Consider the following 19,593-nt stretch of genomic DNA (forward strand, 5'->3'; position numbering starts at 1 on the left):
ATACTAAAGGAGGCGTACAGGTATGCGGCTTGAGCCTGATTTTCCAGAGGCTGATTTAGTCATTTATAACGCTAACATCGTAACCATGGATGAATCCAGACACATCGCAACAGCAGTTGCCATTAAGGGAGACCGTATTATTGCTGTGGGCAGAGATGCCGATGTTATGTGCTATAAAGGACCAAAGACTCGTGTTGTGGATGCTAACAAGCGCCTTATGATTCCAGGATTGAATGATACGCACATTCATCTAATACGCGGCGGATTGAACTATAACTTGGAGCTGCGTTGGGATGGAGTGCCGTCGCTTGCTGACGGTTTGCGTATATTAAAACAACAAGTAGACCGTACACCACCACCGCAATGGGTGCGCGTCGTCGGGGGGTGGTCGGAGTTTCAATTCAAGGAACGCCGATTGCCCACTTTGGAAGAAATCAATCGTATAGCTCCGGATACGCCCGTGTTCATTCTGCATTTATACCAACGAGCCCTTTTGAACAAAGCGGCTTTGCGCGCGGTTGGGATTACGAAGGATACGCCGGATCCACCAGGCGGTGAAATTCAACGGGATAGCCAAGGCAATCCGACCGGGCTGCTATTAGCCAAGCCGAGCGCAACGATTCTATATTCGACTTTAGCGAAAGGGCCTAAACTATCACATGAAGATCAGTTGAACTCCACGCGGCTGTTCATGCGTGAAATGAATCGCTTTGGCGTGACCAGCGTCATTGATGCCGGCGGCGGCTTTCAGAATTACCCGGAAGATTATCAAGTCTTTGAGGAACTCGACAAGAACGGAGAAATTACTATTCGAACGGCATATAATTTGTTCACGCAGCATCCCGGCCACGAACTGGACGATTTTAAAACATGGACGGCTACATCGAAGCCTTATACGGGGAGCCCTTATTATCGTCACAACGGCGGCGGTGAAATGCTTGTATACAGCGCAGCTGACTACGAAAACTTTGCCGAACCTCGCCCGATTTTGCCCGCTGTCATGGAAAGCGACTTATATAATGTTGTCCGGCTGCTGGTTCAACAGCGCTGGCCTTTCCGACTCCACGCAACCTATGGCGAGGACATCACGCGCTTCCTCAACGTGTTTGAACGTGTAAATAAGGAAGTTCCATTTAAAGATCTACGGTGGATCTTCGATCATGCTGAAACGATCCGCGAGCCGGATCTGGAACGCGTTATCGCGTTAGGCGGATCCATTGCCGTTCAAAACCGGATGGCGTTTCAAGGAGAATATTTCGTTGACAGATATGGAGCTGAAGAAGCTAAGCACGCTCCACCTGTCGTTAAGATGCTTTCACATGGATTGCATGTAGGCGTCGGTACGGATGCTACGAGGGTAGCCAGTTATAACCCTTGGGTTTCCTTGTACTGGCTAATTACCGGTAAAACGCTTGGCGGACTGCGCTTGTACCCTTCTTCCAATCGGGTCGACCGGCACCAAGCTCTTCGCATGTATACAGCCGGAAATGCCTGGTTCTCGAAGGAAGAGGATGTAAAGGGCCAAATCAGGGTAGGTTATTACGCAGACATATCACTCCTTTCTGATGATTTCTTCCGTGTCTCCGAGGAAGAAATCAAACGCATTGAGTCCGTATTGACTGTCGTAGGCGGTAAGATTGTTTATGGCGCTAGTGAATTCGCCAGATTATCGCCTCCAGCTCCGAAAGCAAGTCCAGACTGGTCGCCGATCAATTACTATGGCGGATACTGTAAAGCCCCGCATGATGGAGGCGGGGGTGGTCCGTGGATACATCGGCCGCAGCATGCGCATCATTGCGGCCATCATCACGGAAGCGGGTTCTGCGACTTGGATTGCTTCGTCTTTTGAACCTAACAACTAACTCACAAACAGAAAGGTCTGGCATGTATGTCCGATTTAACGATTAAAGTCAATGATAACGGTCCTTTACGGATCATGGGAAAAGTAGACATGGTGGATGCAGAGGGGAATCGCTTTGAGACCCCGGAATCTTTTATTCTGTGCCGCTGCGGACTATCCGATAAAAAACCGTTTTGTGATTTGGCACACAAAGGCAAGTTTGAAAGTGCTCCTCGTGCTGCCGATCAGGCTTAAATACAACAAAATAACCTTGAAGAGACAGCTGCGAGCTTGTCGTTCAAGGTTTTTTTGCATTTCTCGGGAAGCCGGCAGTTCAGGATTATGAGCGGCGATAGGCTTTCTCGTGAAATTTAATTATGCTTCGGAACAGCACCTTCCCGTCATCCGGCAGCCGATCCTTCTCATTAATAATCCTTCAAAAAAAGTAATGATAAAAATCGGTATGAGTTTTATTAAAATGTTCAGTCACTCGAAAGTTGAGAAAGATAGTCCTTTAAATAAACATGTTCTCTTTCATAAAAAGCAAAAATAATTCAGCTAACGGATACAAGAGCTCAAACTACATCACGAGGCTAACGCAGGAATAATTCGGCGGCCTCGTTAAGCTATCGGGCAGGATAGAGGAGCATAAGCGCAATATATCATGGTAGTATATAGAGTGAACACTGATTTGTGGAGAGGAGGATTTCTTGTTGAAGTATAATGAATTAATGGAACTGAAAGATGTATTCTTCCTTGGTCTTACAGAGCCTGAGATAAACGTATTAAGGCTTTATTTTAGCAGAAGCAATATCAGTGATACGCCTGAACCGCTCATTATAAGGTGAGAAAAACTTTGGAGATTCGTATTCAATAAATATTGATAAAAATTCCCCGATAATACAAATTGATTTTCACACATACATTGCGTATTCCATTCGAAATGAATCATTTACATCATGGGATGATTATGAGGAATTTGAAGGGAAGGGAAGATATTTAGGATTTACAAGAAATCTAGGTATGTATCCCGAAATCATCCCGCCAATACATCATCGATATATGTTCTTGTCCTCCGACACATCCGACATTTGTGTCGCGAAATGTCTGGTGACAAGAACATTATCTCATTAATATCCGTGTAAATCGCGGCTTTTTTATTTTATGGGATCAAGTTCTTGTCAAAAACCAATGACAAGAACTTGATCCCATTCCCGATTTTGACAAGAACTTGATCTCATTCCCGACGGATCCCCGGTCGAATACATTTTTGTTACGGTGAACTATAGCCTAATACGACGTAGTGCAGCTGCTGACAAAGATCGGCAGGCGTGTTCAACTAAAGGGCAGAATAATGCAACTGTCTAATGAATATTTATGGTATATTTTAGTGGATGAGGAAGGAGAGATTAATGTGGGCTTTGCATTCTTGGATTTAGAATTTATTCCTGGTAAAGAAGTTGACTTAGTTATCTCTGAGAAAGTTCCAGGTGATGAAGAGAAGGGATTTGTTCCTGCATATAAATACAACATCGTTCGAGCTGGTTCCAATGAAATCACAGGTAAAATAGATGTTCGGATTGGTAGCAATGAAAATCTTTATTATGGTGGACATATAGGTTATTCGATAACAGAGAAATTTAGAGGGAACCATTTCGCTGCAAAGGCTTGCTTATTAGTCAAGCAAGTAGCACTAGCACATGGTATGGAGAAATTAATTATTACATGTAACCCAGATAATTTCCCTTCGAGAAAAACTTGTGAGTACATCGGAGCTAAATTGAATGTAATTGTTGAACTCCCTCCACATAATGACATGTACCTTGAAGGAGAGAGGCAAAAATGTATTTTCGAGTGGTCATTATTGAGCTAACGGATACAAGAGCTCAGCGATAGAATCGATCCATCGCTTTTTCTGTATTTATTACGGCGGGCCGCTTAATATATGCGGCTTGGTTGTGAAGGAGGCGAATTTTATGCTCTATATATTTAGCGGGTTGCCAGGCACCGGGAAGTCCACGTTATCATCGGCTTTGGCTAGAGAGTTTCAGGCTACGTATCTCCGGGTCGATGTCGTGGAACAAGCTATGCGGGTTGCTGGGACGTGGGCAGATGGACCCGCGGGTTACATCGTGTGTTATGCGATTGCATCGCAGAATCTCCGACTGGGACTCGATGTGATAGCAGATACGGTCAATCCCATCGAAATAACGCGCCAAGATTGGCGCAACGTGGCGGAATCTCTTGGAACTCTGTTTGTGGAAATCGAAGTAGTCTGCTCAGACGATCGTGAACATAGGCATCGAATCGAAACGCGTGTAGCCGATATTCCCGGCTTTGCTTTACCTACATGGGAGCAAGTCAGGAACAGACAGTACGATATTTGGGAACGTGAACACATCGTCATCGATACAGCTCACCAAACTGTGGCCGAAAGTCTGAAGACGTTGCGCGAACGGTTGGATCGGGAGCGTAAGAAGTTTAGTAGATTCCGCTAACGGAGACGGAGCTTCAGGGCAACAGGCTGCTAGCATCAATGGCAGCCTGTTGAGCTATCGGGCAGCATTCCTATTATGAAGAAATACGAGACTTGAGAAACAAAAAGGCTCCTTGGTATGATGTTTATGGGTCCACGATGCTGGCCAGCTAACGGATCCAAAAACAAACCAAGGAGACTACAAGATGCATTCTACTCAAAATGAACGAATTAATCAAATCACTTCTTCTACCTTAATTGTCGGTGTCGACATCGCCAAATTCAAACATGTGGCTCGAGCCCAAGACTACCGCGGAGTCGAGTTCGGGAAGCCAATCACGTTTGAGAACAACCGGGAAGGTTTTGAATTGTTTGTTAATTGGTACCAAAAGATATCAACGGAGCAAGGATTCCAGGACGTAATTGTCGGCATGGAGCCGACAGGCCACTACTGGCTGAATCTTGCATATTACTTAAGAGAAAAGCGATTTAGGTACGGTGTGGTGAATCCACTGCACGTGAAGAAAAGCAAAGAACTGGACGACAATTCTCCAACGAAGAATGACGTTAAGGACGCGAAAGTAATTGCACAGCTAGTCAAAGACGGGAGATACGCCATACGAAGCCTACCTCAGGGCGTTTATGCAGAACTGCGGGAAGCGATGATAACTCATTTCATGTCGGGTGACAAGAACATATACGCTTATGAAGCCGCATATCTGCGGCTTTTTTCATTTTAACGATAAGTCAAAAGCCAGTGACAAGAACATGTATCGTTGTCCGCAGTTGAGGATTATTCTCAATTTGAATGCTTAAAAGGCAGGCAGAAGAGCGATGTGTATTCAAATCCAAGCAGTGAGAACAAACAATATATAAAATACGTAGACCAGTATGTAGCTCGATTAAGAATTTAAATTATCAGCGTTGCCGATAACTTGTTGTTATTGGTAACGCTGATTTTTTTTTCGAGGGGGAACGGAACAGAAACATTAATGTATAGAAGAATGTATAGAAGTTCTTGTCGTTTTTGTATAGAAGTTGTCGGGTGACATGAACATTATCTCTTTATTAGCCGCGTAGATCGCGGCTTTTTGCGTTATGGGATAAAGTTCTTGTCAAATTTTAATGATAGAACTTTATCTCATTCCCGATTTTGACAAGAACTTGATCTCATTCCCGACAAGCGTCATGACAGAGGTATTACCGTTCGGGAAACTCAGGTCATACAGGATATTGAAGGTGCTCTGGTTCGCTTTCGGATCGGTCAATGAGGATGTATCGCATCAACACGAAGATGACATGTTCAATTTTGACCGGGATTGGATCCATTGATTAGCTGGCTAACACTGGGAGACGGCGGGGATCAGGAATTATAGCAACTCTATGGCAAGATGCCAGCATTTTCTAACGGATGTGGTACGCCAAAAAGAGCCGGGCACCCGAAGGCGAATAAGTGCTGAATCTGATTTGCCTGGACGGAGTCCCAGGCGGAGGTGATCCGTGTAATTTCCTTCCAGTTTTGTATTTACGAAGTTCAGCAATTTGCGTAAGATGGAGGTATTCACGAAGTTCGTGAATATGACGTTATCCGAAACCTTCGAAAGCATGTTGAAGACACGATATTAACCATACAAAACCAAGAAGAACAGACCGTATAAATTAGACGCGCCAGCAAGCGAGCAATTGGGTAACCCCCTTCGCCGCCGCGGCGCTTTTTTAATGATGTCAGAAACCAAAAAGTGGTATATACTACCAATATCTAAGGGAGAAAGAATAAGAGAATGGAATGAAGCTAGTCGCAATGGAATTGTATGTTGGAAAAAGAAACTAGAAGAATAAAAAGCAGAACAAGAAAGAATCAAGCTAGTCGCGATAAAATATTAATGGGTAGGGGAAGGAAATAGAAGAATTCGAAGGTTGTTCAAGAGGTCGAAGGCATCGGATAACAACGTATTCATGCATCGGGGTATCCGCCCCTCGGTCCGGCCGAGGATTTTCGGGGAGGCAGGAGCAGCCGGACACATCTGCAAGACTAATTACGCTGCGCGAACCGGTGTGATGGATGGCTGCGCCGATCCAATCTGTCCCTTAAGTCTTTTGACGTCGTGAATACAGTAACGTTATGTGAAATGACCGCAGTTCAGAAAAACAAAGCCAAAATCCGGGAAAGTATTTGAGGCCACAACACGAGCACGTATTATCTTAATTGAAGAAAAAATTGGTGTACAGGTCTGGGAGCAGTTGGGTAATAGTTTGCAAATTTTGTTCAATGGACTCTACGAAGGCATTCTGTGGGCCGATAATCTGTGATTCAATTTCAGGTGCTGAGGCCTGTCGGCCGTTTTTTGCAGTTGTTTTAAATAAAATCGTCATATTAGAAGAGCTATGGATCGGCATCGAACAGCCTTGCACGATGTCCATCGCCATTTCTTCAATATTAGTCGTTGTTGCATGAATATTGACTTGCACTTGTGTGACGATTTCTTCAACGAATTTTTATCTTCTGGGTGATTTGGGATATAACGTATTAGTGGTGCCAAAAGATGCATGTAAACCAGTTCTTTGTCGACGACATATTCAACTTACATTAACCAACTTTGAAGCTTTGGCTGTGAGATGTCTTTTACCTTATTCTTTTGAGGAAGCATTTTTCAACACGTTCAAGGATTATGTTTTGATGTTTCATCATCTTACAAACTGAGCTCCTTTCTTTAAAAATTAAATTAGAAATTTAACACAACATTAATATTACCAGATTGTCGGAATATATCTTTTGTTTCGTAAATTTAGGTTAATTTGCAGGATTAAATTCTTGTATTATAATTCAAACGGGAAGTATTCGTTTTTCTTTTTTTTGCATTTATGTATAATTGACAGGTATTATAAAATAAACATCTGGTCAATAATGAAATAACTTATTCAAGTTATTTAGTCTATTTTAAATAAAGACAAAAGGGGAAGATGTAATGCGAAATGCAGAGGTGACAAGAGAACGAATACTGGAAGCCGCAATGAGAGAGTTTTCATCTTTTGGAATAGCAGGGGCACGTGTAGATCGTATAGCTAAAGCAGCAGATTGCAATAAAAATATGATTTATATCTATTTCGAAAGTAAGGAGAAGCTCTTTACTACTGTCCTTAAGAAACATCTTTCACGCGTATATGAAGAAATACCTTTCCTTCCGCAAGATCTCCCTGGCTTTGCCGTACAAGTGTTTGATTTCGCCATGGCTAATCCCGATCTGATGCGCTTAATGACTTGGTTTAGCTTGGAAAACAAGGACGAACATCTGGTTGACAGAGATACTGCCCAAAACTCGAAAGTTCAAGCATTGTTAGAAGCACAAAACAATGATCAAGTGGGGCAAGCATTTTCACCGGGTTTCCTATTAACGGTTGTAATGTCGATAGCTACTGCATGGACGACAGTGAACCCCTTTGGACCGTTTATTGATTCTAATTCTTCCAGCAATAATTATAATGAAATTCGGGATTATGTATCAAAAGTAGTAAGTATGATAACTCAGAGCAGCTGACTGGTCGCCGATTTCATCTTCAGCGACTGGTATAGTCAGCAAATATAGGATTTGGTCCTGTGCCCGCTTTATTGACGACATTATCGAAGTGGTCCGTACCCCATGTAGAAGCCAGGGCATCTTTTACGATAGCAATAAATGTATCGAAGATATTCTCTTTACTCACATCAAGCTTAAAGGCAATGGCTTTTCGGCCTGATTTTTCAACATACTAGACGACTTTCTCTGCTTCTTCTCGATTGGAATTGTAGGTGAAGATTGAATCAACCCCTCTTATAGCTAGTTCAAGAACAATACTGTCCAATGCCGTGGCTTCCACCAGTAAACAACAGCAATTTTGGTAATGTTAACTCAGTCCCTTTCATTTATTCTGATTTTTTGCTACATAGCTCTATTATTGATATAACTAAAAAGTCAGTTATGAAAATTTCAAAATAATCGCTCATGCAAAAAAGTAGTATGACCAGACGATGATTTTGTATTTATTGTCGGTTCATATTAGTCAATTATATACGAAATTAGGATTATCTCCCCGAATCCGGAGTTGTTTTGAGAGGTCGATAATTCTTTTGCTGTCGCGGGTTTGTGCTCTAAACCAATTATGCCAATGAAGACTTGATGAAGTCCGCTGACGCAGAATTGTTTCGCAGGATATAGATCGATTGCGTCAGTCAATTAGTGCCGTCGCTGCTGACTCCAGAATTTAACAAGTTGAAGATAGGAGGGGCTCTTTCCATAAACGGTGGTTTTCGTGCTTTTTTATCAAAAATGCAATCCTAATTTTTACATTGACCTAACTATATAGTTAGTTATATATTATAGACATCCGGTCGACATGAGTCCCGGACAAAACTTCAGAAAGAAGGAAATTTCAAATGTCAAAAATCGCGATTGTAACTGGCGGCAGCAGAGGGATTGGCCGCAGCACCGTACTTTCACTAGCAGAGCGTGGAATTCATTCAATTTTCACATATAACACAAACGTCGAGGAAGCAGAAAAGGTAGTTGAACTCGTTACAAAATTAGGCGTCAAAACAACTGCGTTAAAACTGGATACAAGTAATACAGCCATGTTCGACCCCTTTATTACAAGCGTGAAGGAAGTATTGGCAACGTGGGGGCATGAAAGTTTTAATATTCTTGTAAACAACGCTGGTACATCCCATCATGGGTCTTTTGCCTCCACGACTGAAGAAGAGTTAGACGCTTTATATAACATTCACGTCAAAGGCGTATTTTTCCTCACCCAGAAGCTACTACCGCTAATCAATGACGGCGGCAATATCGTGAACATTTCGACTGGCTTGACTCGTATTATTGTCGGCAGCGCTCCTTATGCAGCTGTAAAAGGGGCGATTGAAGTGCTGACGAAGTATCAGGCAAAAGAGCTTGGGGCACGTCGTATAAAAGTGAATGTTGTAGCCCCTGGTGCTATTCAAACCGACTTTAGCGGAGGCATGGTACGGGATAATCCGCAAGTAAACAAAATGGTATCGGATATGACTGCACTTGGCCGCCCTGGACTTCCAGAAGATTTAGGTATGATGATCGCTTCTCTCGTTTCTGAAGAGAATCGTTGGATAAATGCACAAAGAATTGAAGTTTCAGGTGGTATGGGCATCTAACCTGCATGTTACCGAATTCTGATTTGGTTTGAATATATGGGATGCTTCTGTCGTTGTCATGAAGCACAGAAGGATGCCCTGTATGTCGATTTGGGAGTTGCCAGCTAAAGTGCGCGTTGCGAAATATTTGCCTTATAACGCTTTCCTGCCACTGAATATGGGAACGTACAATTCGCTCTGTCCAACGGTGTACCGCTTATTGGGGCAGGCGATTCGGAAGACAGGCCTGAAGTCAACCAGCGTATCGCATGGTCTGAAGCTGGCTTGAATTTGTAGTCGGGAACGCCATCGGTTGAACAACTTCGAGATGCTATAAACAAGTGCTTACCGATGGGAAATTCCGGGAGCGCCTTATAGTCATTCTCTTCATTCAGTTGAAACTAAACAAGGTAATTCTGTGTACAAACTTCATCTAAAGCAGCTCTTGGCCGAATACGACATTGCTTGCCAACAACTGCAAGTGGTTGAAGCAGAGTTAATTGCTGTGTCAGACTGTATTCCTTTTGCGAAATCAATGCGGGTTCACTAGGAGAGGCCGGGATTGTGGTTCAAAGGAAAGAAAATATATCTTACTAACCGTTTGGTTAGGTATATAGTTTACTCGACCGAATGATAATATGTTCGGAAAACACATTTATGAAAGAGGGAAATTAAACATGTCCAAAATCGCTATTGTAACCGGCGGCAGCCGAGGCATTGGTCGCAGCACCGTTGTTGCGTTGGCAAACCGCGGCTTTGATACGATCCTCACTTATAACACCAACAGCGAGGAAGCAGATACGGCAGTTAAACTTGTTCAAGAATCAGGCCGCAAGGCCGTTGCGTTAAAGCTGGACGTAAGCAATACCTCCACATTCGACGCTTTCGTTACGAGCGTGAAAGAGGCGTTGTCAGCTACATGGGGCAAAGATCGTTTCGATATTTTGGTCAATAACGCGGGCACTGCCCATCACGGCACATTCGCATCCACGACGGAAGAAGAACTGGATACGTTATATAACATTCATATTAAAGGCGTCTTCTTCTTGACTCAAAAGTTGCTTCCGATTATGAACGACGGCGGCGAAATCGTGAACGTTTCTACAGGCTTGACCCGGATTATCGTCGGCAGCCCTCCTTACGCAGCCGTAAAAGGCGCGATCGAAGTATTGACGAAGTATCAAGCGAAAGAGCTTGGACCACGCCGCATCAAAGTAAACGTCGTCGCTCCGGGCGCCATTCAAACCGACTTCAGCGGGGGAATGGTACGCGATAATCCGCAAGTAAACAAAATGGTCTCGGATATGACCGCGCTTGGTCGTCCCGGGCTTCCCGAAGACCTCGGCATGATGATCGCGTCGCTCGTATCGGAAGAGAATCGATGGGTGAACGCGCAACGGATCGAAGTATCCGGCGGTATGGGTATCTGATTTAATGTACATGTTTATCAAAAAAAACTGAAATCGAGCGTGACCTGTCGAAGTAGGAACTAACTTGCTAAAACAGTTCACGCTTTATTCATTTATTTGATTCGACATAACAGCAGGTAAGGGGCTAAACATCTATGACCAATTTGAAAAATAAGGTTGCTTTAATCACCGGCTCCGGGCGCGGTCTCGGTAAGGCGATCGCCGAGCGGTATGCTTCTCTAGGTGCAAATATCGTCATTAATTATAGCAGCAGTAAAGCTTCGGCAGAGGAAACGATGGCTAATGTTTTAAAATATGGCGTTAAAGCTATAATGCTTCAAGCGGATATTTCCAAAGCGGACGAACTCCGAGAAATGTTTCAATTATCCTTGAAGGAATTCGGGAAAATCGACATTGTCGTTGCCAACGCGGGTATTGAATCGGAACGAATTCCGACGGTCGACATATCGGAGGAACAGTTCGACAAGTTTTTCCGAATCAACACCAAAGGTACTTTTATTACTTTACAAGAAGCGGCCAAGCACGTTGCGGATAATGGACGGATAATTTATATTTCGTCTAGCACTACAGCCAGCGCGTTGCCCGGAGCAGCTTTGTATGCCAGTAGCAAAATCGCGCCAATGTACCAGGTAGAGGTGTTAGCGAAGGAAATCGGCTATAGGGGAGTGACCGTCAATTCAATCGTGCCGACGGGCATAGAAGGTGCGGGAGCATTTTCCAATCCGGAGGAACGCGCGGAATTTATTAAGCAATTTACTCAAAGCCATCCCATGAGGAGGCTGGGCAATTTAGAAGACGTAGCGAATGTCGCCGAATTTTTCGCTAGCGAACTTAGCTCTTACGTGAGCGGCCAGCAACTGCTACTAAGCGGGGGAGCGTTACAATAATTTTTAATTATTAAAAGGAATAAATGTAGGCCTGTTGATTAACCAATATTTAGTTAAGGGAAAACCACATATAAGGCCAAATAAACATTCCATTCTGGAGGTTGAAGTGCACCCCCTATAATAGACATTGGATAAACCCCCTGGGTAAACCGATGAATTTATAGGGGGTGCATTTTTCATGGCGATTAAAGGACAAACGTTTAAACATTATCCAGAATCATTGAAAATCGAGGCAGTTCGACTGCATGTTTAAGAAAGCTGGAGCTACAGAAAGATAACGGAACAATTAGAAATACGGGATAAAGATCGTGTGAAGAGGTGGATGAGTAGCTATCGCAAAAGTGGAATCGATGCTTTCAAGGATAAACGTGGGAATCCTTCGACAATAGAGACAGAGCATGAACGCCAGATACGACGGTTGCAGTTGGAGGTAGACATCTTAAAAAAGTGGATACAAATCTTAAAACGGGAGGATTGCAGGACAGATACGACGTCATTGATCATTGATGTGCTAAAGAAAACCAGAAGTGTTAAGGAACTATGTGGCTATTTGGGGTTACTACGCCTATGTGAGGCGCAGAAAGGAAGTTCGGGACGGTGAACTAAAACTCAAAATCAAAACGATCTATGAAGAACGAGATAAGATTCTGGGATACCGTCGCATACGAGATGAGTTATACCGTCAGCATAATCTTATTGTTAACCATAAGAAGGTTCTGCGCCTTATGCAGCAGTTAGGCATCAAGTATGATGATCGGAATGTCTCTGGTCATGATGCCCGCGCAGACAACGGGCTTGAATCAGCTGCCTAGCCACCTTTATGCGCACGGCACCGCCATCTTGAACACGTTGCAGCAGGTTGCGGGTGCGATCGGTATTGCTTTGTTCATCAGCATCATGTCGTCTGGCGCGAAAGATTATATGAAAACATCACCGGACCCGGCTTCGCCGCATGAAGCGCTCCAATCGATGGTCGCGGGGCTGCACGACTCTTTCATGTTTGGCCTGATCTTGGCGGTGTTTGCGCTGGTCATCAGCCTCTTCATTAAGCGCACCCATGCGCCGAAGGAAAATAGCCCTAAGCAGCTGTTAACCGCGAAGGAGCAAGTGAACAAAGGATAATCAATACAGGACGATCATCTATGTTAAGCACAATTTGATCACAGGGGGATGCAAGATGACTGAGCATATCAGATGGAGCCGTGGATTCATACGGATTGACGAAATCACGCGAGATGTTTCATTTTCTTGCGGCATTCAATCAAGGAGGATATCATAATGAGTGAGGGTAAGGGCATGCCGCGGACTGCAGTGGTGACAGGTGGCAACAGTGGCGTCGGTTTGGCCGTCGCTGAAGCTCTCGGCAAGAAGGGCTACAAGGTTTGGATCGTGGGCCGGAACGCCGAAAAGGGCGCGGCCGCAGTGGAGCGGCTTCGGCCCCACTGCTCGGCGGGGATCGCATTTTTGCAGCTGGACGTGATGCTGTTCAGCGGCATCGAGCAGTTTGTATGCACCCTCAGGCCGCAGCTGGGCGGGCGGCTGGATGCACTGGTTCACTCGATGGGTGTAGTTGGCACCAAAAGGAAGGTGAGCTCCGATGGACTGGAAGAAGGCTGGGCGACGCAGTTCCTGGGCCGCTATCTCCTCACCGAGGCATTTACGCCGGAACTCTCAAAGTCCGAGGATGGCCGCGTGGTCTTCGTCAGCGCGCAAGCACCGAAGAAGCCGCAGTTGTTCGAGGACGATCCCTCGCTCGAAAAGAACTTCAGCACCATGCGCGCGATCGCGCAGAATCAGTCTGCGTGCGTGCTCTATGAACAGATGTACGCGGCCGAACATCCGAGCGGACCGGCCATTAGTGGCGCTGTCGCGGGTCTGGTCCGCGATACCGGCATCACTCGCGCGCATCCCGGTTTTGCCAGGGCGATCGCCGGCGTGATGTATAACCTCTTCGGGATCACGCCTGCGCAGTCCGCGATGAATATCGTGGCGCTCGCCAGCGATCCAGCACTCAAGGATATCTCCGGCTACTGGTTTTCAAAGCCGCAGGACCTCGAGAAACGTCAGAAGTTGGCGTATGACGAGATGCACGTGGAGTCTTTACGCCGCCTGCTCGGCAGGTACGAAGGCGTTAGAAACACTCTGCTGTCGGTCTGATTCCAACCATACAGCCGGCCGCTCTCGCCCTAAGTGGAAGATTGGTGAACGTATCGAGATTGGATGGCATGGAGGAGACAACCACGTAACAGGACTGACTATTGACGGTGATTACGATGAATACATGGTGGCCTTCGAGGAAAGTTTGTCTCGTATACCGGATGAATTGTCCGCCTTAGAAGCTGCACCACTTTCTCGCGCGGCAGGGACAAAGAAGAAGGAATTCGCCATCTTGGTGCACATCATTATATCGATTCTGAACAAGAAGATCCGGCTCTCGCATTGAAGGCACTTGGGGGAGATAGAAACAAAACGTAAGCCAAAAACCGAGATCAAGCTGATCTCGGCTTACTTAGTTTTTTCTAGATGGATAAGCAAAGAGAAACAAAGTATATAATGTGACACATCATATGTCGGGTGACATGAACATAGTAACATGCCGCATATATTGCGGCTTTTTTGTTTTATGTTATCAAGTTCTTGTCAAAATGAAATGTCCGACAATAGTGAACTCATCATTGTGTAGCTGGTTCAGGTGACAAAAGCCGAGATCAGCTTTGTAATTTTGCAGAAAAAAGAGGATGTCCAATGACACAAATGTGCCTACATAATTTTAAATGCAAATGCCTGAGGAATCAGGCTTATTTATTTTTATGTAGGAGGATTTGTGTCATCTAAAAATGCACAAATGTACCAACATTGTAGTCTGGCGACACAAAATCACCTACATTTTAGGAGATCAATTTTTGGATCGAATCACTCAAGAGATTATCCACTTGCCAACAAAATAATCCTAACCGCTCGGCTAACGGGCAGCATAGTTATTTGGACAAAGGGTATATCATGTCTTTTGGCGAACTTAGTGTAATCAATTATAAGAAGTCGTTGCAAATAATATCATAATTGCCGAGGTTAGGAAGTGACAGATTGATTGTAGTATTGGAAAAAATTACGGATGAAGGATTAGATGCTTTAAAAAATCTCTTTGAATTTGCTGCGTATGATCTTTCAGAATTAAATAGTTCCAACATTAATGAAAAAGGATCGTATATCTCGATTCTCAATTGCAGAGATTGGTATGAAGATCCAAACTATGATTTATTTTTTATTCGAGTTGATGGAGAATTAGCAGGATTTGTTATCATAAAGCATTTATTAGAGGAAGAAGTGTACTACCTCAATCACTTCTTTATCTTGAGGAAAAATCGTAGAAATAATATTGGAAAGCAAGCAGCTATACAGGCATTTAAATTATATATGGGAAAATGGAGAGTGAGTCAATTCGATTGGAATACTCCCGCACAAATCTTTTGGAGAAAAGTTATTAAGGAATTTACAAGCGATCAGTATTATGAGATCAGGAGAAAAGATAACAAAGGCCCAGCTCAAGAGTTTACTTATTGTTATTCAGAATAGTTTATCGCTGACTTCTGAGACAGTAACAAGTAAGTTAGTAGGGATTCTGGTTCCTTATATGGATATTTATTTAGTAGTTCAATGAAAATTGAGAGGGGGCTATTACAACAAATGGATTATAAACAAGAGTTGATTGAGACTATGGAAAAAATGGACATTGAAAACGCAGAGTATTGGTCGGACCAAGAAATATCCGACAAAAAGTATGCGACACTTGCAATGCTTCGATTTTTAAGACCATTCCAAAAATCATTAGACAATTACTTAGATAGCCATGAAAATTGGATAAAAAACGAGATGACTAGAAGGAATAGTAAATTATCAGGCGTACTTGATGAAATGATTAGTGCTGGTGTAAAGTCAGAATCTATCGGAATTCTAGCATATTGGATTTCGAGAATGACATTGAACAGCGTATTGTATAGATTAGATGACCCCGCAGGTGGGGATTATGATTTAGAAAATGAAGGTGAAGATCTCCCAAGATGGGTCCTGTTAGAACAAATAATATCAAAAGAAAATAATAAAATTGATGGAAAACTAACTGGCAGAATGCTAGCTGGAATGTATGAGGTATTCCCTTTAGAATCCTAATGAATAGAAATTCACACGAATGCTTCACTACGCTTAACGAGAAACAATATCACACAAATAACAGACTTCTGGCAGAAAACAATGAGCAGGCTGAGAGCAGACAAATCTGAAAAGGGAGAGATAAGGAATATTGAAAAAAAGATTTTCGGTTGGCAAGGCAGAGTGGTCAGATACAAAAGAAGAACAGTATAGAAAAGACAGTCTAGTTATTGCTTTTGGATTTGGAGACGAGACATGGCTAAAGTTAAAAGATTTCTACGGAGTCTAACACGATTCAACTAACGCAGAACGTTTGTTTAATTAGAAACCAAGACGAGGCTGCCGGCACTTCGGCAGCCTCGTTGAAGTAATGGGGCAGTTAAGTTCAAACACATAGAAATATAAAGTGTTAAAATAAATGAAATATTCATTTTTCTGGAGGCGTGTATGGAGAAAAGCGTAGTTATTGAGGAGTATAGCTCGGATTGGTTTTTTCAATATCAAAAAGAAGCTATGAAAGTAAGAGAAGTATTACGTGATAGAATTCTTGGAATTGAACATATTGGTAGTACATCGGTTGAAGGATTAGGCGCAAAACCGATTATTGATTTTATGGTTGGAGTAAGTGATTTAAACAAGGTAGATGAATTCATTGAACCATTACACAGAATTAACTATGAGCACGTTTTTCACAAAGAACTTCCAAATAGAAGGTTCTTTAGAAAAGGTGAAAGAGGTGCTGGCACACATCATCTGCATATGTATAAATTTGGTGGTGAAGACTGGGACAATAATATTTTGTTTAGAGATTATTTAAAAACGCATCCAGATGTATTAATACAATACTGTAGCTTGAAGAAGAAGCTTGCTGAAGAATATCCTAATGATAGAGCTGCATATACGAAAGCTAAACATCCCTTTATAACACAAATAATTGAAAAGGCTAAAATTGATACAAGTAATGGAAAATGACTATTAGGTTGAACTAACGTAAGAACGTTGTTCAATACACAGCATGGGAGGCTGCCGGCACGATCGGCAGCCTTTCGCTCACCTAACGGGCAGTTTAACTCAATGTGATGTACTGTAATTGTCAGAAGTAAATAAAATATTAGACTGAGAAAATAAAGTTGTAGACTGGGAAAATAAAGTATTAGACTGACGGCGCGTCATTAAGCTAACTGGCAGTTTAAAGTGGCTCCCTAAAAAGCAACCTGCTTCTTCTAAATGCTTGAATTTGGGATGGCCTAAGTTTAATTCTGTTTGGGTCAGATACTCTGGGTACAGGCGCATGCATTAGGTTAAGAGGATCGGGATCATGAGGAGGGAAACTTCTAAACGTTCGGTTAAGTAATGCATGACCTATCTCGTGTGCAATTATCCAAGGATTTGATGGATTAAGTGCATTAACATCAAGAAAAATGTATATAGAGTAGCGATTAGGTTGACCAAAAGTTAGAGTTGTCCCTAACAGTGAGGGATTATCCGTAAATCTTGCACGCGGAACTATAATTCCAGATATTACGGGACGATTAAGAAACATTTGGGGCGGCCTCAGAAATTCATTATTATTAATTAGACTTGCCATCTGAGTGTTACCACGTTCAGTTAATTGGGTGATACAGGGTGTTCCCCGCTCTCCACAAATTATATGGCCAGCACTCTTGTTATTACCATTATTAAGGGATATTCCGCATCTTTTAAACAGAAAATCACCTGTTCTCCGCTGTGCATCAAAAACTTGCTCTTCCAGATTATCAAAATCAAAATCCGGATCATCTCTTCGCAACACTATATCCCAATCGATCAATAGGTTGAGTGTAGGGGTGATCTGTGTAGGGGTGATCTTAGCAGAACGCCTATTCGTAATGATCCTCGGCCTAGGAATCAGAATTAACGGTCTATTACTTCTCTTCAAGTCAAAATCCCTCCTTTAAGAAATGCCTGTTTAATTTTTTGTAGGTTTTTTAGTGTTTCTTTCTTATCAACTTATTACCTACTCATCATATGATTGGAATAAAAAGGTGATTGGGTGTATGAGGAACGACCAAACCAAGACATGTGCATTTAAACTAATCAAAAGTGAAATTCACCAACGTGTTTCGACTAAAGGGGTGATGTTAGTTCATTAAGACAGCGGCAGTCACGGCAGTCTAGGACTTTATTTTCTAGTCCGTGGCTACCGCTGTTTTAAATTTTGGGGTCAGTCTAATACTTATTTTACGAAATCTGGCGGTTTTGTAATTCAAAAAGCCGCGTGGGACCAACACATCCAGTCTAATACTTTATTTTCTTTCTACAGTAATCCGTGTAAATTTCATGAACAATTACAGATAAAAAATGGTAATATCTTTAGTAAAAGCTAAAAGAAAGGGGCTCTTACTTTGGAATTCTGGAGTCAGGAAAGTGATTACTTCAAGTTACAACCCCTTACAAAAGAAATGGTGGCACATGCAGAAAAAGAATTAAAGATCAAACTACCCGAATCCTTAATAACCTTACTGGAGAAGCAAAACGGAGGATACATTAATTTTGATGCACATCCCACTTCGCTTCCAACTGAATGGGCGGATGACCATATAAAGGTTGACCACATATATGGGATAGCTCCGAATGAGGGATTACTACAAAGTTCTTACTTAATCAGTGAATGGGGACTACCAAAGAAACTTATCATCATATCAGGCGATGGTCACTGGTGGATTGCTTTAGATTACCGCAATTGCAACGATCTACCTCCAGTAATATATATTGAGAGCGATAGCGGATTCACTATTGAGTTGGCTAATAACTTCAACTCGTTTCTAACGGGTTTATGTAATTGGGAGTATGAAGATTAAAAAAGATTTATTTTATTGTGCTAACGGAAACGTATGTTCAATAAGAAACCAAGACGAGGCTGTCGACATGAAACGGCAGCCTCGTTGAAGTAACGGGCAGGGTAGTTTAAATACCTTCACGAATACTTTATTACGAGGTTAGTAAAAAAGTGGTTATTATGAAAGGTATTTTTGACAGACTCAAAGACAGGGGATATCGAGTGGAAAAATATTACTGGACACTTCAAACTAATGAAGCCTGGGATCAATTTAGGAAACATGGCTTCATTGTTGGATCTTCAGAATTTTCAGGCTTCTCAGAACAATATAAGTGGATGATGAAGCAGATGAGTATCCGATTAAACAAATATAATAATGAGTATCCCATTTGGGTGTGGTTGAAGAAACCAGATATGCGAACAGGCGGTTTTTTTCGGAGAGGTACTAGGTGTGTGAGAATCCAACTTAATCTGAATGAGGAAGATGTACTTGTATCAGATTTTATGGATTGGCACTGTGTCTTAAATAATAATTACCTCTCAGATAATGAACAGGATTGGGATGAATATATCTTTGCTGAAGATAACGGAATTGATAATGATGAAATAAAACAGAAAAGTTGGGAGAAAATTTTTCACTGGAATAGAATCAGAGATGTAGAATGGGAAGGGACAGAAGAAAGAGTTTTACAAGGTGTGACGGGCAAGATCGAATTAAATAAGATAATGAATGTTGAGCATTTTATTGCGAGATAAACATAGCGTAAATGTTTCAGGATGCAGCTCGAGGCATTAAACTAACGGGAAACAATAGTTCAATATCAATAGGGCTGTCTCGTGTAGACCTTTGCACAGA

21 protein-coding genes and 2 pseudogenes are annotated in these 19,593 nt (G+C 42.7%); 21 read left to right on the forward strand and 2 right to left on the reverse strand.

All coding sequences use genetic code 11. The annotated features are described in order from the left end of the window. The first annotated feature begins 22 nt into the window (after positions 1–22). The 5 genes and pseudogenes from QFZ77_RS22900 to QFZ77_RS22920 form a co-directional block, all read left to right on the forward strand. On the forward strand, positions 23–1,849 hold the full coding sequence (locus tag QFZ77_RS22900) for an amidohydrolase (RefSeq protein WP_307442909.1): 1,827 nt from the start codon (positions 23–25) through the stop codon (positions 1,847–1,849). A gap of 39 nt (positions 1,850–1,888) precedes the next feature. Then, positions 1,889–2,095 (forward strand): CDGSH iron-sulfur domain-containing protein, encoded by a 207-nt coding sequence (locus tag QFZ77_RS22905; RefSeq protein WP_307442910.1) that lies wholly within the window; start codon positions 1,889–1,891, stop codon positions 2,093–2,095. Between the two features lie 1,099 nt (positions 2,096–3,194). Then, the gene (locus tag QFZ77_RS22910; RefSeq protein ID WP_307442911.1) at positions 3,195–3,713 is read left to right on the forward strand and encodes a GNAT family N-acetyltransferase; all 519 of its coding nucleotides are present in this window, start codon (positions 3,195–3,197) and stop codon (positions 3,711–3,713) included. Positions 3,714–3,816: 103 nt separating this feature from the next. Further along, positions 3,817–4,338 carry a P-loop nucleotide/nucleoside kinase family protein gene (locus QFZ77_RS22915; protein WP_307442913.1) on the forward strand — a complete coding sequence of 174 codons (522 nt, stop codon included), beginning with the start codon at positions 3,817–3,819 and terminating at the stop codon, positions 4,336–4,338. Positions 4,339–4,522: 184 nt separating this feature from the next. Next, a pseudogene (locus QFZ77_RS22920) lies at positions 4,523–4,981 on the forward strand (IS110 family transposase); the annotation flags it as partial. Between the two features lie 1,537 nt (positions 4,982–6,518). Here QFZ77_RS22920 and QFZ77_RS22925 read toward each other — a convergent pair. Then, positions 6,519–6,785 (reverse strand): spore germination protein, encoded by a 267-nt coding sequence (locus QFZ77_RS22925; protein WP_307442915.1) that lies wholly within the window; start codon positions 6,783–6,785, stop codon positions 6,519–6,521. A gap of 497 nt (positions 6,786–7,282) precedes the next feature. On the opposite strand from QFZ77_RS22925, the gene QFZ77_RS22930 reads away from it, so the two are divergent. The 14 genes and pseudogenes from QFZ77_RS22930 (at position 7,283) to QFZ77_RS22990 (ending at position 16,891) form a co-directional block, all read left to right on the forward strand. After that, positions 7,283–7,852, forward strand: coding sequence for a TetR/AcrR family transcriptional regulator (locus QFZ77_RS22930; protein ID WP_307442917.1), 570 nt, complete (start codon positions 7,283–7,285; stop codon positions 7,850–7,852). A gap of 875 nt (positions 7,853–8,727) precedes the next feature. Next, complete coding sequence (locus tag QFZ77_RS22935) at positions 8,728–9,477, forward strand: SDR family NAD(P)-dependent oxidoreductase (protein ID WP_307442918.1); 750 nt, start codon at positions 8,728–8,730, stop codon at positions 9,475–9,477. 82 nt (positions 9,478–9,559) lie between these two features. Further along, complete coding sequence (locus QFZ77_RS22940; protein WP_307442919.1) at positions 9,560–9,745, forward strand: hypothetical protein; 186 nt, start codon at positions 9,560–9,562, stop codon at positions 9,743–9,745. A gap of 388 nt (positions 9,746–10,133) precedes the next feature. Next, positions 10,134–10,886, forward strand: a complete 753-nt coding sequence (locus tag QFZ77_RS22945; RefSeq protein ID WP_307442920.1) for an SDR family NAD(P)-dependent oxidoreductase — start codon at positions 10,134–10,136, stop codon at positions 10,884–10,886. Between the two features lie 134 nt (positions 10,887–11,020). Continuing rightward, complete coding sequence (locus QFZ77_RS22950; RefSeq protein ID WP_307442922.1) at positions 11,021–11,773, forward strand: SDR family oxidoreductase; 753 nt, start codon at positions 11,021–11,023, stop codon at positions 11,771–11,773. 271 nt (positions 11,774–12,044) lie between these two features. After that, positions 12,045–12,374, forward strand: a pseudogene (locus QFZ77_RS37945) (transposase); the annotation flags it as partial. Beyond that, entirely contained in the window at positions 12,301–12,585 is a 285-nt protein-coding gene (locus QFZ77_RS22955; protein WP_307442925.1) for an IS3 family transposase, read from the forward strand. The pseudogene QFZ77_RS37945 and the gene QFZ77_RS22955, both read left to right, overlap by 74 nt. Beyond that, complete coding sequence (locus QFZ77_RS22960; protein ID WP_307442926.1) at positions 12,569–12,895, forward strand: MFS transporter; 327 nt, start codon at positions 12,569–12,571, stop codon at positions 12,893–12,895. Before QFZ77_RS22955 ends, QFZ77_RS22960 begins: the two co-directional genes overlap by 17 nt. A 156-nt stretch (positions 12,896–13,051) precedes the next feature. Continuing rightward, a complete protein-coding gene (locus tag QFZ77_RS22965; RefSeq protein ID WP_307442928.1) occupies positions 13,052–13,930 on the forward strand; it encodes an SDR family NAD(P)-dependent oxidoreductase in 879 nt (292 codons plus the stop codon). Further along, complete coding sequence (locus QFZ77_RS22970; protein ID WP_307442930.1) at positions 13,851–14,216, forward strand: hypothetical protein; 366 nt, start codon at positions 13,851–13,853, stop codon at positions 14,214–14,216. Before QFZ77_RS22965 ends, QFZ77_RS22970 begins: the two co-directional genes overlap by 80 nt. Before the next feature lie 641 nt (positions 14,217–14,857). Then, positions 14,858–15,346, forward strand: a complete 489-nt coding sequence (locus QFZ77_RS22975) for a GNAT family N-acetyltransferase (RefSeq protein WP_307442932.1) — start codon at positions 14,858–14,860, stop codon at positions 15,344–15,346. Positions 15,347–15,457: 111 nt separating this feature from the next. After that, positions 15,458–15,940 (forward strand): hypothetical protein, encoded by a 483-nt coding sequence (locus tag QFZ77_RS22980; protein ID WP_307442934.1) that lies wholly within the window; start codon positions 15,458–15,460, stop codon positions 15,938–15,940. Between the two features lie 130 nt (positions 15,941–16,070). After that, positions 16,071–16,208, forward strand: a complete 138-nt coding sequence (locus QFZ77_RS22985) for a hypothetical protein (protein ID WP_307442935.1) — start codon at positions 16,071–16,073, stop codon at positions 16,206–16,208. 158 nt (positions 16,209–16,366) lie between these two features. After that, the gene (locus QFZ77_RS22990) at positions 16,367–16,891 is read left to right on the forward strand and encodes a GrpB family protein (RefSeq protein ID WP_307442937.1); all 525 of its coding nucleotides are present in this window, start codon (positions 16,367–16,369) and stop codon (positions 16,889–16,891) included. Between the two features lie 217 nt (positions 16,892–17,108). Here the strand turns inward: QFZ77_RS22990 and QFZ77_RS22995 are convergent, their stop codons facing one another. Next, a complete protein-coding gene (locus tag QFZ77_RS22995) occupies positions 17,109–17,837 on the reverse strand; it encodes a hypothetical protein (protein WP_307442939.1) in 729 nt (242 codons plus the stop codon). Positions 17,838–18,303: 466 nt separating this feature from the next. On the opposite strand from QFZ77_RS22995, the gene QFZ77_RS23000 reads away from it, so the two are divergent. Together QFZ77_RS23000 and QFZ77_RS23005 are read left to right on the forward strand one after the other, a co-directional pair. Then, positions 18,304–18,759, forward strand: a complete 456-nt coding sequence (locus QFZ77_RS23000; RefSeq protein ID WP_307442941.1) for an SMI1/KNR4 family protein — start codon at positions 18,304–18,306, stop codon at positions 18,757–18,759. Between the two features lie 158 nt (positions 18,760–18,917). Beyond that, complete coding sequence (locus QFZ77_RS23005) at positions 18,918–19,493, forward strand: DUF3841 domain-containing protein (RefSeq protein WP_307442942.1); 576 nt, start codon at positions 18,918–18,920, stop codon at positions 19,491–19,493. The last annotated feature ends 100 nt before the right edge of the window (positions 19,494–19,593 follow it).

The organism is Paenibacillus sp. V4I3 (assembly GCF_030817215.1).
Classification (GTDB): domain Bacteria; phylum Bacillota; class Bacilli; order Paenibacillales; family NBRC-103111; genus Paenibacillus_E.

Bases quoted from the DNA above. Each gene is read 5' to 3' on its own strand.
- QFZ77_RS22900 (WP_307442909.1), top strand. From the start codon at position 23: ATGCGGCTTGAGCCTGATTTTCCAGAGGCTGATTTAGTCATTTATAAC.
- QFZ77_RS22905 (WP_307442910.1), top strand. From the start codon at position 1,889: ATGTCCGATTTAACGATTAAAGTCAATGATAACGGTCCTTTACGGATC.
- QFZ77_RS22910 (WP_307442911.1), top strand. From the start codon at position 3,195: ATGCAACTGTCTAATGAATATTTATGGTATATTTTAGTGGATGAGGAA.
- QFZ77_RS22915 (WP_307442913.1), top strand. From the start codon at position 3,817: ATGCTCTATATATTTAGCGGGTTGCCAGGCACCGGGAAGTCCACGTTA.
- QFZ77_RS22930 (WP_307442917.1), top strand. From the start codon at position 7,283: ATGCGAAATGCAGAGGTGACAAGAGAACGAATACTGGAAGCCGCAATG.
- QFZ77_RS22935 (WP_307442918.1), top strand. From the start codon at position 8,728: ATGTCAAAAATCGCGATTGTAACTGGCGGCAGCAGAGGGATTGGCCGC.
- QFZ77_RS22940 (WP_307442919.1), top strand. From the start codon at position 9,560: ATGTCGATTTGGGAGTTGCCAGCTAAAGTGCGCGTTGCGAAATATTTG.
- QFZ77_RS22945 (WP_307442920.1), top strand. From the start codon at position 10,134: ATGTCCAAAATCGCTATTGTAACCGGCGGCAGCCGAGGCATTGGTCGC.
- QFZ77_RS22950 (WP_307442922.1), top strand. From the start codon at position 11,021: ATGACCAATTTGAAAAATAAGGTTGCTTTAATCACCGGCTCCGGGCGC.
- QFZ77_RS22965 (WP_307442928.1), top strand. From the start codon at position 13,052: ATGAGTGAGGGTAAGGGCATGCCGCGGACTGCAGTGGTGACAGGTGGC.
- QFZ77_RS22970 (WP_307442930.1), top strand. From the start codon at position 13,851: ATGACGAGATGCACGTGGAGTCTTTACGCCGCCTGCTCGGCAGGTACG.
- QFZ77_RS22980 (WP_307442934.1), top strand. From the start codon at position 15,458: ATGGATTATAAACAAGAGTTGATTGAGACTATGGAAAAAATGGACATT.
- QFZ77_RS22990 (WP_307442937.1), top strand. From the start codon at position 16,367: ATGGAGAAAAGCGTAGTTATTGAGGAGTATAGCTCGGATTGGTTTTTT.
- QFZ77_RS23005 (WP_307442942.1), top strand. From the start codon at position 18,918: ATGAAAGGTATTTTTGACAGACTCAAAGACAGGGGATATCGAGTGGAA.